11 protein-coding genes are annotated in these 12,221 nt (G+C 72.2%); 5 read left to right on the forward strand and 6 right to left on the reverse strand.

Annotation, left to right across the window (positions count from 1 at the left end; translation table 11 throughout):
• Window positions 1-72: 72 nt before the first annotated feature.
• Window positions 73-1,770, reverse strand: coding sequence for an arabinofuranosyltransferase AftB family protein (locus ACZ5VD_RS02230; protein ID WP_468680256.1), 1,698 nt, complete (start codon window positions 1,768-1,770; stop codon window positions 73-75).
• 130 nt (window positions 1,771-1,900) lie between these two features.
• On the opposite strand from ACZ5VD_RS02230, the gene ACZ5VD_RS02235 reads away from it, so the two are divergent.
• Window positions 1,901-3,820: an AMP-dependent synthetase/ligase gene (locus ACZ5VD_RS02235; protein WP_468680258.1), complete on the forward strand. Its 1,920-nt coding sequence runs from the start codon at window positions 1,901-1,903 to the stop codon at window positions 3,818-3,820.
• Between the two features lie 73 nt (window positions 3,821-3,893).
• On the opposite strand, the gene ACZ5VD_RS02240 is transcribed toward ACZ5VD_RS02235, so the two are convergent.
• The 3 genes from ACZ5VD_RS02240 to ACZ5VD_RS02250 form a co-directional block, all read right to left on the reverse strand.
• Complete coding sequence (locus ACZ5VD_RS02240; RefSeq protein WP_468550481.1) at window positions 3,894-4,301, reverse strand: rodlin; 408 nt, start codon at window positions 4,299-4,301, stop codon at window positions 3,894-3,896.
• A gap of 149 nt (window positions 4,302-4,450) precedes the next feature.
• Entirely contained in the window at window positions 4,451-5,464 is a 1,014-nt protein-coding gene (locus ACZ5VD_RS02245; protein WP_468680942.1) for an LCP family protein, read from the reverse strand.
• Window positions 5,465-5,571: 107 nt separating this feature from the next.
• On the reverse strand, window positions 5,572-5,970 hold the full coding sequence (locus tag ACZ5VD_RS02250) for a rodlin (RefSeq protein WP_468550480.1): 399 nt from the start codon (window positions 5,968-5,970) through the stop codon (window positions 5,572-5,574).
• A gap of 253 nt (window positions 5,971-6,223) precedes the next feature.
• On the opposite strand from ACZ5VD_RS02250, the gene ACZ5VD_RS02255 reads away from it, so the two are divergent.
• From ACZ5VD_RS02255 to ACZ5VD_RS02265, 3 genes are all read left to right on the forward strand, one after another.
• Window positions 6,224-6,637 carry a rodlin gene (locus ACZ5VD_RS02255; RefSeq protein WP_468550479.1) on the forward strand — a complete coding sequence of 138 codons (414 nt, stop codon included), beginning with the start codon at window positions 6,224-6,226 and terminating at the stop codon, window positions 6,635-6,637.
• A 246-nt stretch (window positions 6,638-6,883) separates the two neighbouring features.
• A complete protein-coding gene (gene chpD, locus ACZ5VD_RS02260; RefSeq protein WP_269464759.1) occupies window positions 6,884-7,111 on the forward strand; it encodes a chaplin ChpD in 228 nt (75 codons plus the stop codon).
• Window positions 7,112-7,217: 106 nt separating this feature from the next.
• Window positions 7,218-8,114 (forward strand): chaplin, encoded by an 897-nt coding sequence (locus tag ACZ5VD_RS02265; protein ID WP_468680260.1) that lies wholly within the window; start codon window positions 7,218-7,220, stop codon window positions 8,112-8,114.
• Window positions 8,115-8,173: 59 nt separating this feature from the next.
• On the opposite strand, the gene ACZ5VD_RS02270 is transcribed toward ACZ5VD_RS02265, so the two are convergent.
• Together ACZ5VD_RS02270 and ACZ5VD_RS02275 are read right to left on the reverse strand one after the other, a co-directional pair.
• Entirely contained in the window at window positions 8,174-9,427 is a 1,254-nt protein-coding gene (locus tag ACZ5VD_RS02270) for an NAD(P)-binding domain-containing protein (RefSeq protein WP_468680262.1), read from the reverse strand.
• Window positions 9,427-10,719 (reverse strand): carboxylate--amine ligase, encoded by a 1,293-nt coding sequence (locus ACZ5VD_RS02275; RefSeq protein ID WP_468680264.1) that lies wholly within the window; start codon window positions 10,717-10,719, stop codon window positions 9,427-9,429. The genes ACZ5VD_RS02270 and ACZ5VD_RS02275 overlap by 1 nt, the downstream gene beginning before the upstream one ends.
• Window positions 10,720-10,868: 149 nt before the next feature.
• On the opposite strand from ACZ5VD_RS02275, the gene ACZ5VD_RS02280 reads away from it, so the two are divergent.
• Entirely contained in the window at window positions 10,869-12,194 is a 1,326-nt protein-coding gene (locus tag ACZ5VD_RS02280) for a glycoside hydrolase family 26 protein (RefSeq protein ID WP_468680266.1), read from the forward strand.
• Window positions 12,195-12,221 lie beyond the last annotated feature (27 nt).

The following is a 12,221-nucleotide window of genomic DNA, read 5'->3' on the forward strand; positions in this document are numbered from 1 at the left end:
GTCGGTCGTCGAGCAACGTATCGGCCTCGCTCCCGCCGCCCGGCCCCGGGCCCCGACGGCCACCACCGCACCTCACCTTCCGCACAACTCCCGTTCGGCCGCCCTCGGATCGTTCGGGAAGCGGAACGCCGTGCGCTCCCACGCCCCGGCGATGTTCCGCAGAAAGCGCCCCGGTGTCAGCGGATCCCGGGTCGCGGCGCGCAGTTCGGCGAGCGCCCCGCAGCGCAGGGCACGCCGGGCCGCGTCGATCCGCGCCGGGTCGGTCCCGGCCGGCGGATCGGAGGGCAGCCCGCGGTCGGCGGCCAGCCAGGCGCGCGGCAGCCACTTGTCGTGCGCCACCCGCCCGCCCTCGATCCGCTCGGAGTGCGCGGCCAGCGGATAGGCCAGCCCGATCGGGTCGAGCGCGGCCCCCTCCAGCGGCACGACAGCCCCGTTGAGCCCGAGCACCACATAACTCCCGGTGACCGAGCGGGAGTTGGCGGCGGTACGCGGCCCGTTCCGGCCGAACAGCAGCGTCGGTGCCCCCGACCGCAGGGCCGCCCGTACGTCGTGCACATACCTCCGGTGGTGGGACGCCCCGGCGAAGTCGTGGTGCACCGGATGCGGGTCGGCGTTGCTCCGCACGTACACCCCGCGCTCGTCGGCGATCCCGGCCGGCCCGATGTGCCCCGCGTACGGCACCCGCAGCCACCCCGCGCACACCACCGCCCACACCCCCACCCCGACGGCCGCCCACACTCCCACCCGCGACACCGGCACCACGAACACCGGCAGCAGCATCAGCAGCAGCCCCGGCAACAGCATCCGCCCGTGCATGAAGTCCCCGCCGACCTTCACCACGTACACCCAGCACAGCAGCCCGGCGACGACGGGAGCGAGCACGGGCACCAGGGACCCGACCGCCGGCCGGCACCGCTCACGGCCGCCGCACAGCACCGCGGCGAGCACACACACCGCGGGCACCCACAGCAGATAGGGGGAGGCCAGATCCGCGAAGTAGCCGAAGCCGCGCCCCCACAGGCTCCGCGAGGCCTCCTTCGTCACGGCGGGCAGCGGCACCAGATGCCCGTAGTAGCCCGCCCGGAACACCTCGTACACGCCGGGCAGCGCACCCGCCGCCCCCACCCCCGCCAGCGTGCCCCGCCACGAGGGCCGCACGATCAGCCACTGCGCCCCCAGGAAGACGGCCGACACCAGCCCCAGATCGGGCCGCACCAACGGGCCGAGGCCGATTAGTACGGCGGTCGCCAGGGACCCGGGCCGGGCGGTCAACGCCAGCCACGCCCCCGCGATCCAGCAGGTCAGCAGCCCCGTCTCCAGCCCCGAGGTGGCGAAGTCCCATACGGGCGGCAGCCCCAGCAGCAGGAGCGAGCCCAGCGGCACGGCCGCCCGCCCGCCGTACAGCCGCAGCGCCCCGACCCCCGCGAGCGCGAACCCGACGCCGGTCAGCACCAGTCCGCCGTACACCGCGGCGGACGCCGGATCGACCCCCACCGCCCCGGCCGCCACCAGCAGCCACTGCCACAGCGTTCCCGTCGAGGACTCCACCCGCTCACCCGCGTTGAACACCGGCCCGTTCCCCGCGAGGACCTGCCGCACGGTCCGTACGTAGATGTAGGCGTCGTCCGACATCCACCGCCGCCGGAACCCGACGACCATCACGAGGACCGCGGGCAGCAGCCACACCACGGCCCGCGCCATCGAGGGCACGGAGTCGGGCGGCACCTCGGGTGGCGGGGAGGGCTGCTTCGGAAGCACGGGCGAAGGCATCGACGTCATGATCAAGTCATCGGCCCCGGCACAGCCGACCTTGACACCCTCAGTAAGTTGACTCATCAGTAGTAAAGGGCAGTTCGTACGGCAACACGTCAGCAGAGCCGCGACCGGGAGCTGAGCCGTCATGGGCGTACGCAAGGACCTGAAACGAGCGAAGCAGCGCACCGACCTGGCGGCCCGTGTCAGGGTCGAGACCAGCCAGGACGAGCACGGAGTGGTCCGCGAGGCCCGCACCCCCGCCCTCGCCCCGCCCGCCCCGACCGGCACCATCGCCGATCTCCCCTTCACCAACGCGGCCGAGGCCCCGGACGCCGTGGTCCTGCGGCGCCGGAGGCACGACGGCTGGCACCCGGTGACCGCCGCGGTCTTCGCCCGCGAAGTCACCGCCGTCGCCAAGGGGTTGACGGCCGCCGGCCTCGAACCGGGCGGTCGCGTCGCGGTGATGTCCCGCACCCGCTACGAGTGGACCGTCCTCGACTTCGCCATCTGGGCGGCCGGCGGCCAGACCGTCCCCGTCTACGCCACCTCCTCCGCCGACCAGGTGGAGTGGATCGTCCGCGACTCCGGCGCCCGCTTCGTGGTGACGGAGACCGCCGAGAACGCGGCGACGGTCACCACGGGCACGGCCCACCACCAGGACAGACCCCGCATCTGGCAGGTGGACGCGGGAGCCCTCGACGAACTCACCGCTCTCGGCCGCGACCTCTGCGACGACGACCTCACCAAACGCCGCGCCTCCCTCACCCCCGACACGGTCGCGACGATCTGCTACACCTCCGGCACCACCGGCCGCCCCAAGGGCTGCGTCCTCACCCACGCCAACCTGTACGCCGAGGCCGCCAACACCGTCGAGCTGCTGCACCCGATCTTCAAGGAGGTCACCCGCCAGACCGCCTCGACCCTCCTCTTCCTCCCGCTCGCCCACATCCTCGGCCGCACCCTCCAGATCGCCTGCCTGATGGCCCGCATCGAGATCGGCCACTGCCCGAGCATCAAGCCCGACGAACTCCGCCCGGCCTTCAAGGAGTTCCGCCCCACCTTCCTCGTCGGCGTTCCCTACCTCTTCGAGAAGATCCACGACACCGGCCGCGCCACCGCCGAGAAGATGGGCCGCGGCGCCTCCTTCGACCGCGCCGACCGCATCGGCGTCCGCTTCGGCGAGGCCTACCTGAACAGGTTCCTGGACCGCGGCAAGGGCCCCGGCCCCGGCCTCTACGCCGCCTGGGCCCTGTACGACCTGCTGGTCTACCGCCGGGTCCGCAAGGAGCTCGGCGGCCGCATGCGCTACGCCATCAGCGGCGGCTCCCCGCTCGACCGCAACCTCAACCTGTTCTTCTACGCCGCCGGAATCATCGTCTACGAGGGCTACGGCCTGACCGAGACCACGGCCGCCGCCACCATCGTCCCGCCCCTGAAACCCCGCCCCGGCACGGTCGGCCCCCCGGTCCCCGGCACCGCCGTCCGTATCGCCGACGACGGCGAGGTCCTGGTCAAGGGCGGGATCGTGTTCGGCGCCTACTGGAACAACCCGGCCGCCACGGACGCCGTCCTCACCGACGACTGGTTCGCCACCGGCGACCTCGGCTCCCTCGACGCGGACGGCTACCTCACGATCACCGGCCGCAAGAAGGACATCCTCGTCACCTCCGGCGGCAAGAACGTCTCCCCGGCCGTCCTGGAGGACCGCCTGCGCAGCCGCCCGCCCGTCGGCCAGTGCGTGGTCGTCGGCGACAACCGCCCCTTCGTCGCCGCCCTGATCACCCTCGACCCCGAGGCGGTCACCCACTGGCTGGCGGTCCGCAAACTACCGGCCGACACCCCGCTGTCGGACCTCGTCGGGGACCCCCGGATGCGCGCCGACGTCCAGAAGGCCGTGGACTACGCCAACGAGGCCGTCTCCCGCGCCGAGTCCATCCGCGCCTTCACCCTCGTCGAGGGCGAGTTCACCGAGGACAACGGCCTGCTCACGCCGTCCCTGAAGGTGAAGCGGCACGAGGTCCGGGCGGCGTACGGCGAGGAGATCGAGGCGCTGTACCGCAAGTGACGAGGGCCCCGGGCACGCACAACGGCGGGCCACCGGAAGACCGGTGACCCGCCGTGTGCAGCGGAGCGGAGGCTCAGCCGTTGCCGGCACCGTTGCCGGACAGGGCCGAGATGTCGTCCAGGATGTGCGACAGCGGCTCGTCGCCCTTGGCCTGGGTCGAGTTCTCGACACACTGCTGGTTCTGGGGGGCCGACAGGACGTTGATGTCCTGGACGGCGACCGGCACCAGGCCGACGAGGGAACCGGCGTTGACCTTCGCGGGCAGACCGACACAGGGCTTGTTCAGCGAACCCTGGACCAGCGACAGCTGCGGGCTCATGTCACCGAACGTGGCCGAGTTGCCGAACTCCTGCGAAGCGCCGTTGCCGCTGGCGGAAGTGGTGCCGTTGTCGTCACCGATGGCAAGCGCCGGGGTGACGGCCGCGGCAGAAACACCGGCGACGGAGGCGGCGATGGCCGCGGTGGCCCACAGCTTCTTCATGTTCATTCCCTTTCGAAAAGCGGACTCCGGGGAGGAGCTGCATGATCGAGAACGCGCCGACCCCCTCCGGGGTTGCGGGCTTTGCCCCGATTGGCGCAGCGCACTCCCTGACCGCCCGAGCGCCCCTGGGACGCTTCGGGCAGGACCTCTCACGGACAGGCGTAGGAGCTGCCGCGGACGGGCGCGGAGTTCGCCAGCCGCGGCGGGTCCAGGGGCTCGGGCGAGGTGCCCGCTCTGATCAGCGGACGGTCCGCGCGCAGCTTCCCGAACATCGCGTCGGCCTTGGCGCGGTCCCAGGCCAGCGTCGAACCGAGCTCCGGGTGCATCTCGTCGAACCCGGCGATCGGCACCGTCGCGAACTCGGTGTCCCTCGCCGGCACCCGGCTCAGCACGGACGCCAGCTCCACCAGCTCCCCGGCCCCGAAGCCCTGGGGCACCCGCCCCGAGCCGAGCAGGGTGCGCACCACGCGCGTGGCGGCCACCGGATCGGCGAGCAGCTCGCTAGCCCGCAGCCCCCGCAACGCTCCCACCAGGAACCGCTGTTGACGCTGGATCCGGCCCAGGTCGGCGCTGCGGTCGACCTTCCGGGAGCGCACGTACTGCAACGAGGGCCCGCCCGCGAGCCGGTGCGTGCCGGGCGCCAGGTCGAGCTTGGTGGCCTGGTCGCGCAGGGGGCGCGGGGTGCAGACCTCGACTCCGCCCACCTCGTTCACGGCGTCGATGAAACGCCGGAAGTCCAGCTGGAGATAGCGGTCGACGCGCACCCCGGTCATCGACTCGACGGTGCGCACGGCGAGGGGGGCGCCGCCCTCGGCGTACGCGCCGTTGATCTTCGAGGGGCGCGGCGGGCGCTCCCGGCCGGTGGACGCGTCGCGGTAGGGCGGGATCTCCGCGTACGAGTCGCGCGGCAGGCTCACGACACTGATCCGGTCACGGCGGGCCGACACATGGACCAGCATCAGGACGTCGGTGCAGCGGCAGGCGATCCCGCCGGCGTGGAACTCGCGCTTCTCCGCGGCGGAGATGGTGCTCCGGCCGTCCGTGCCCATCACCAGGATGTTCATGGCCCGCGGGGCGGGCGCGCGGACGGAAGGCGTGGGGGCGCCGCCGAGCAGGGCGGCGGCGGTGGCGGACACGATCAGGGAAGAAAGGCTTCTCTTCATCGTCACGCGACGCAACGTAAGCGAGCGGGCCGCCGATGTTCCGGCGGCCCGCTGGCGGGGGCTCAGAATCCAGCCCCTGGGCTCAGGAGCCCTTGCCGTACGACGGCTCAGTGGTTGGCGGCACCGTTGCCGGCCAGCACCGAGATGTCGTCCAGGATGTGCGACAGCGGCTCGTCGCCCTTGGCCTGCGTCGAGTTCTCGACACACTGCTGGTTCTGCGGCGCGGACAGGATCGGGATGTCCTGAACGGCGACCGGCACCACGCCGACGAGGGAACCGACGTTCGCCTTGGCGGGCAGGCCGATGCAGGGCTTGTTGAGGGAGCCCTGGATGAGCGCCATCTGCGGGCTCATGTTGCCGTACGTGGCCGAGTTGCCGAACGACTGCGAAGCACCGTTGCCGCTGGCGGACGTGGTGCCGTCGTCGTTGCCGATGGCCATGGCCGGCGAGGCTGCGCCGACGACGGAGACGGCGACCGCGGCGGTAGCCAGAACCTTCTTGATCACTTGATTAGTCCCTTTCTGGAGAAACCCCGTCCACCGGAGCGTCCTGGTCAACTGCCGCGGGCCCGCTTGGTTGCTGCCATTCACTCCGATGGCCCACAGATCGGTCCGTGAATTGCGCGCCGCGAACGGCCCGATCGGGTGAAGCGCCGGAACCTATCCCCGCGTCGCGGGTTGATGCGAGGGCAGGAACAGCGCGTCTTGCCGGGATGCGTCTTGCACGGGACGCCTCCTGCCCCAGGAAAGGAAAAGCGAAATGCTGAAGAAGGCAATGGCCACGGCGGCGGTAGCCGCGTCCGTCGTCGGTGTGTCGGCGGCGGCAGCCCCCCAGGCGCTTGCCATCGGCGACGACACCGGCACCACCTCCGCCAGCGGCAACGGTGCCCACGGCGAGTTCGGCAACCAGGTCACCAAGGGCAAGATGAGCCCGCAGGCCACCCTGGTCCAGGGCTCCGCGAACAAGCTCTGCGCCGGTGTCCCGGTCAAGGGCAACGTCGGTTCCCTCGTCGGCGTCCTCGTCCCGGTCGCCGTCCAGGACATCCCGGTCCTGTCGGCCCCGCAGAACCAGCAGTGCGCCACGAACTCCACGCAGGCCAAGGGCGACGAGCCGCTGGCGCACATCCTGAACGACATCTCGGCGCTGTCCGGCAACGGTGCGGCCAACGGCTGATCCGCCGATTTCCGAAAACCGCCCGGGTGGCCCCGCAATTTCCTGCGGAGGCCCACCTGGGCGGTTTCCGCATTTGTGTCAATTCTGTGAAGGCGTTCGAGTGAATTATGCGGCGGCATACGTTCCGTAGTTGCTTCTGATGTCTATCCCTCGTTTTACAGCCTGCAGGTCATGGTGCGAGCCGTTCCGACTGTGCTCGCTCGGTTTCGACCGTCACAGGGCATGACCGCAGAGAAGGGAAACCTCATGAAGAAGACCGCAGCTGTCGTCGCGGGCGCGATCATGGCCCTCGGCATGGCCGCCCCGGCCTTCGCCGACGCCGGTGCCGAGGGCGCCGCCATCGGTTCGCCGGGTGTCCTCTCGGGCAACGTGGTCCAGGTTCCGGTTCACGTTCCCGTCAACGTGTGCGGCAACACCGTGAACGTCATCGCTCTGCTGAACCCGGCGTTCGGCAACGAGTGCGTCAACGACTGACGACGTAACGCTTCAGCCACTCGGCTGTGACTGGGCCGGCCCTGGGACGTCCGCTTTCGTTCCGGGGCCGGCTTTTCCCACTTCTACAAGCAGGAAGACAAGTAGATTGCGACAGACCCTGAGTAGGGGAATGGTCGCGGCCGCCGCCGCGACGAGCATTCTGACCCTGTGTGGCGGCCCCGCGCTCGCCGACGTGGACGCGAGCGGGGCCGCCAAGGAATCAGCCGGCGCCGTGTCCGGCAACAGCGTGCAGGTTCCGGTCGACGTGCCGGTCAACGCCTGCGGCGACTCCGTGGACGTCGCCGCCGCGCTCAACCCGACCTTCGGCAACTCCTGTGCCAACGAGTCGGGTTCGCACAAGAACGGGCAGCGGGCCGTGGCCCACGGCTCCGGGTACGGCTCGGACCGCGGCGACGACGACATGCCGGGCTTCGACGAGTCCTGGTCCTACGGCGGCCACGGCGGCTACGGCGACGACGGTGGCTACGGCGACGAGGACTCCCCGGGCGGCTACGGGGACACGCCCCCGACCAAGCCGCCGCACACGCCCCCGACCAAGCCTCCGCACACCCCGCCGACCAAGCCTCCGACGACTCCGCCCACGTCTCCGCCGCACACCCCGCCGACCGGTCCGCCGTCGACGCCGCCGACGACGCCTCCGCACACGCCGCCGACGGGTCCGCCCACCACGCCGCCGACGTCTCCGCCGACGACGCCGCCGCACACCCCGCCGACCGGCCCGCCGACGACGCCGCCCACGGGTCCGCCGCACACGCCGCCGACCGGTCCGCCGTCGACGCCGCCGACGTCTCCTCCCACGGGTCCGCCGACGTCTCCGCCGACCACGCCGCCCACCACGCCCCCGACGACTCCGCCCACCACTCCTCCCACGCTGCCCGAGACCGGCAGTGAGAGTGTGCTGGCCGCGACAGGGCTCAGTGCCGCGCTGCTGGTCAGCGGGGTCGTGCTGTACCGACGAGGGCGAGCCGCCTCCCGCCGGTAGGGCGCAGATCGGGTGCCGGGCATGTACATGTGCCCGGCACCTCCGTGTGTCCGGCCGCGTCAGCCGCGTACCGCGTCCGGCTCGGGGCGGGCGGGTGAGGGGAGTGCCGGGCCGGGCGGCCCCGTCCGCAGCCGACGCCGTACGCCCCGTACCAACGTCTGGGCCGTATAGGTCGCCCCGTACACGAACCGCATCGACGGGCCGAAGCCGGAGGCGGTCAGGAGGCCGGACAGGAAGAGGCCGGGGTGGGACGACTCGAAGGCGCGGGTCGTCGCCGGGGAACCGTCGGGGGCGGTGGCCAGGGTGGCGCGCAGGTCCTCGCGGAGGAGTCCGAGCCGGTCGCGGCTCGCGGTGAAGCCCGTGGCGGCGATGACGTGTTCGGTCTCCAGGGAGTGCGGGCCGTGCGTGCGGCTCCGTACGTCGAGGCGTACCCCGCCGGCCACCGCACGCGCCGCCGTGACCTCGTGGCCCAGCAGGACCTCGACGGCCGGTTCCACCCGGTCCCGGACCCACCAGGCGCCGGCCGGTCCCAGTGCCGTCGCGGCGATGTGGGCCCGCCGCGCTGGAGGGAGACGGGGGAAGAGGCCGGGGTGTTCGGCGTAGAACCAGTTGCGCCAGCCGCAGCCGAGGCCGCCGAGCGGGGCGCGGGCCGACTGGAGCCGGGGGCGTCGCAGGGGCGGGGGCGTGTCGTTCCAGCCGAGGTGGTCGGCGCGGGCCAACACCCGGACGCGGGTGCCCTGTTCGGCGAGGAGCGCGGCCGTCTCCAGGGCCGCCTGGCCGCCGCCGACGACCGTGACGTCCCGGCCGCGGAAGGCGTCGAGGCCGGCGTGGTGGCTGCTGTGCGAGACGAGGGCCGGCGGCAGGGGGCGCAGCACGGCGGGGATCTCGACGAAGGGCAGGACACCCACGGCCAGGGCGACCGTACGGGCGGGGAAGACCTGACCGTCCTCGGTGACCGCCTCGAAGCCGCCGGGGACCGGGGCCACCCGGGTCACCGTGCGTTCGTCGACCTCGGGCACGGCGTTGCGGGCGAACCACAGGCCGTACGCGGCGAACAACTCCACCGGGATCGGCTCCCCGTGCCGGGCCGTCACACCCTGGCCCGCGCAGTACGCGTCGAGCCGCAGACGGCCTTGCGGATCCGACAGGTTGGACGCCCAGGGCTCCGACTTGAGAAACATGCCGCGCGGCATGTGGTCGCGCCAGGACGCCATGGGGCGGCCGAGGACCCGCAGTCGCAGCCCGGCCGACGCGGCGTGGGACGCGATGGACAGGCCGTAGGGGCCGGCGCCCACCACCAGCAGGTCGTCCATCAGCGGCTGTTCGCCTTCTCGTCGTCGGTCAGGTCCGGCAGGGCGGGGGAGGGGGACGGGACCGTCGGGTGGGCGAGGTCGTGCGGCTCCGTCCGGTGGCCGCCGCCGTCCCGGACCGGGCCCCGGGTGCGTTCCCGCAGGCGGCGGCTGACATGGCGGGTCCACAGGCTCCACATCGCGAGGCCCGGCGCCCGGTCGTCGGGGGCGTGCCAGGCCAGTTCGCGGCCTTCGGGTGCGGGGCGCAGGGCGGTGAGGGGCGCGTAGTTCTCGACGACGAAGGTGCGGCCGGGCCGCGGCGCGCCGTCCGGCAGCGGACGGTGGGTCAGGTCCAGGTGCAGGGCGCGTACGACGTCCAGGCCCGCGGTGTCGGTGAAGAGCCGGAACTGGGCGCCGGGGCGCGGGTTGAAGTCGAGCAGGTGATAGCGGCCGGTGCTGCCGCAGCGCCGGAAGTCGAGGTCGAAGATGCCGTGGTAGCCGAGTTCGGCGGTGAGGCGTTCGGCGAGGGCCTGCACCTGGGGGTTCGGCCTCCAGCGGCCCACGGCGGTCAGGCCGGCGCCGCGCGGCCAGGACTGTTCCTTGATGCCGGGGCCGCCGCCCCGCACCGCGCCCGTGCGGCCGGCGTAGCCGTGGAAGAACCAGTCGCGGTCGGGTCCCGGCGGCAGATACGCCTGGAGGAGGAGCCGGCTGCCGGCCTCCTCGGATCGCCGGTACAGCTCGCGCGCCTCCTGGGTGGAGGACACCAGGACCGTGCTGCGCAGTCCGCTGTCCGGGGGCAGCAGCCAGGGGCGGCTCCACTTCGCCACCACCGGAAGGCCCAGCCGCCAGGCCGCGGACGCGGCCCGGGCCGCGCTGTCGGGGGCCACCGTCTCCGGGTGCGGGACGTCGGCCGCCGCGCACAGGGTGGCCAGTTCCGCCTTGTCGGCGACGCGTTCGGCCAGCGCGCCCGGCTGGTGCGGCAGCAGGTAGGAGGGGGCCAGCTCGGCGCGCAGCCGGCCCACCGCGACCGCGCTCGCGTCGTCCATCGGGATGAGGACGGCGGGGCTCGCGATCCGGGCGGCCACCCGGCGCAGCGTCACCGCGATGTCGGCCGCGGTCGCGCCGGGCGGCGGCGGGGGATGCAACTGCCGTACGAAACGGGACGCGCGCACCGGGCTTCCGGCGCAGTCGGCGACCACGTGCACGTCCACGCCGGCCCGGCCGAGGGAGCGCACCGCGCCGAGCGTTCCGTGGTGAAAGGGATTCCGGTCGATCCGCAGCAGAACGGCGGGGACGCGGGTGTCGAAGAGCGACACGGGCATTTTCCTTCGGGTCGTTTCACTCGTGCGGGCGATCGCGGCACTCGAAAGCCGTAACCACGGTGGCGGAATTCATACTGATATGACTGAGTGTCAGTTAGTTGGTGCGAGAAATCTCTGGCACGAGAGTGGAGAAAGGAGCAGGCATGACCTCACAGCAGCGACGGGCCCGTTCCCGGCGACTGGCGTTCATCGCGGCGACAGTCGCCGCGTCGGCCGCCCTGGCGTCGGGTCCCGGTGTCGCCGCGGGGGTGGTGCGGGTCGCCGATCCTCCCGCTCCCGTACCCGTGGTCGACCCCGTCCCCGTCACCCCGGCGAACCCCGCCGAACCGGCCGTCGCCACGACGCCGACGGCCCCTCAGATCCCGGCCGCGGTCGAACCCGTGCCGCCCGCGAAGGTCGGCCCGGCCTTCGGCGCCTACCTCGACTACGGCCCCCGTGGCGTGGCCCGGATCGCCGAACTCAGCCACTGGCTGGGCAACGCCGACCTGCGCGTCGGTCACACCTATCTGCCCGGCGACCGCTGGAGCAACATCGAGGGCGCCCCCGGCTTCCTCGACGTGTGGGCGGACTGGCGGCTGGAACGCGACGACCGGATGCTCGTCCTCAACGTCCCCATGATGGAGCGCAACGAGGAGCGCGTCTCCGACGCCGAGGTCCGGATGCTGCTGCGGCAGGGTGTCGCCGGACGCTTCGACCAGCACTTCCGCAAGCTCGCCGAGCGCCTGGTCGAGCTGGAGGTGCCGGACACGGTCATCGTGCTCGGCTGGGAGATGAACGGCACGACCTACACGCACCGCTGCGGGCCCGACCCGGAGGCGTGGAAGAAGTACTGGAACAGAATCGTCACCACCATGCGGTCGGTGCCGGGGCAGAAATTCCGGTTCGACTTCACGCCGACGCGGGGCCGGGACGCCGTTCCCTGGACGCAGTGCTATCCGGGTGACGACACGGTCGACATCCTCGGGATGGATTCCTACGACCAGCCGTCCGGATTGACGTTCGACCAACAGATCAAGGAGCCCTACGGTCTCCAGGAACACGTGGACTTCGCCAAGGCCCACGGAAAGCCCATTTCGTATCCGGAATGGGGCCTGTTCCGCAATGGCGACAACTCCGAGTACATGCGGCGGATGCTCGCCTGGATGGACGAGCACAAGCCGCTGTACAACACACTGACCGACTACTGCCCGCACGGCGTCTGGCAGTGCGCGGACAACCCCAAGTCGTCCGAGGTCTACCGGTCGGTCCTCTCCGGCCGTACCGAGGAACCGACCCCGGAGCCGACCAAGCCGGTCGAGCCGACCAAGCCGGTCGAGCCCACCAAGCCGGTCGAGCCGCCCAAGCCGACCGTTCCGCCGGGGCCGGTGAACCCGCCGGGCTGCTCGCCGCTGGACCTGGGCGACTGGGTGGAGCACTGGCTCGGCGGGAAGCTGTGTCTGCGTTTCGACTGGTGGTCGCGCAGCCGGTAGGACGGGGAACGAGTGGCGGCAGGTTCG

The organism is Streptomyces sp. NPDC032822 (genome assembly GCF_055578825.1).

Bases quoted from the DNA above. Each gene is read 5' to 3' on its own strand.
- ACZ5VD_RS02230 (WP_468680256.1), bottom strand. From the start codon at position 1,770: ATGCCTTCGCCCGTGCTTCCGAAGCAGCCCTCCCCGCCACCCGAGGTG.
- ACZ5VD_RS02235 (WP_468680258.1), top strand. From the start codon at position 1,901: ATGGGCGTACGCAAGGACCTGAAACGAGCGAAGCAGCGCACCGACCTG.
- ACZ5VD_RS02240 (WP_468550481.1), bottom strand. From the start codon at position 4,301: ATGAAGAAGCTGTGGGCCACCGCGGCCATCGCCGCCTCCGTCGCCGGT.
- ACZ5VD_RS02245 (WP_468680942.1), bottom strand. From the start codon at position 5,464: ATGAAGAGAAGCCTTTCTTCCCTGATCGTGTCCGCCACCGCCGCCGCC.
- ACZ5VD_RS02255 (WP_468550479.1), top strand. From the start codon at position 6,224: ATGCTGAAGAAGGCAATGGCCACGGCGGCGGTAGCCGCGTCCGTCGTC.
- chpD (WP_269464759.1), top strand. From the start codon at position 6,884: ATGAAGAAGACCGCAGCTGTCGTCGCGGGCGCGATCATGGCCCTCGGC.
- ACZ5VD_RS02270 (WP_468680262.1), bottom strand. From the start codon at position 9,427: ATGGACGACCTGCTGGTGGTGGGCGCCGGCCCCTACGGCCTGTCCATC.
- ACZ5VD_RS02280 (WP_468680266.1), top strand. From the start codon at position 10,869: ATGACCTCACAGCAGCGACGGGCCCGTTCCCGGCGACTGGCGTTCATC.